Source organism: Emticicia sp. W12TSBA100-4 (assembly GCF_040253585.1).
Classification (GTDB): Bacteria; Bacteroidota; Bacteroidia; order Cytophagales; family Spirosomataceae; genus Emticicia.
Genome location: NZ_JBELAU010000078.1, coordinates 1 through 508, shown reverse-complemented (window position 1 = coordinate 508; position 508 = coordinate 1). Strand labels below are relative to the sequence as shown.

Here is a 508-nt window from a genome sequence, read left to right as displayed (position 1 = left end):
AAGTGTCAAACTCGTGCCTGTTGAATTATTTGACCAAAGCACCGTTCCACTTGCACAAGTTGCCGTTAAGGTCAAACTTGTTGGAGAACATACCACTAATTGGCTCGGTGGTGTGATGGTTGGAGTAGCTGGTTTGGCTTTGATTTCTAAACTCGTTGCCGAACTTGCGTCTGATTCACAACCATTCAATACACATTTAGCTGATATTGAGTATGTGCCGACTGAATTAAGCGTCAAACTCGTGCCAGTCGAATTATTCGACCAAAGCACCGTTCCAATTGCACAAGTTGCCGTTAATGTCAAAGTACTTGGAGAACAAACCACTAATTGACTTGGTGGCGTAATGGTCGGAGTGGCTGGTTTAGCTTTGATTTCTAAATTCGTTATTGAACTTTGGTCAGAATCACAACCATTTAAGGTGCATTTCGCTGATATTGAATATGTTCCGACTGAATTAAGCGTCAAACTCGTACCTGTTGAATTATTTGACCAAAGCACCGTTCCACTT

General features: G+C 41.9%; 1 protein-coding gene. It reads right to left on the bottom strand.

Annotation, left to right across the window (positions count from 1 at the left end; translation table 11 throughout):
• Nucleotides 1-508, bottom strand: a 508-nt coding sequence (locus tag ABR854_RS25825) for a hypothetical protein (RefSeq protein WP_350268734.1), incomplete at both ends; no start/stop codon positions are given.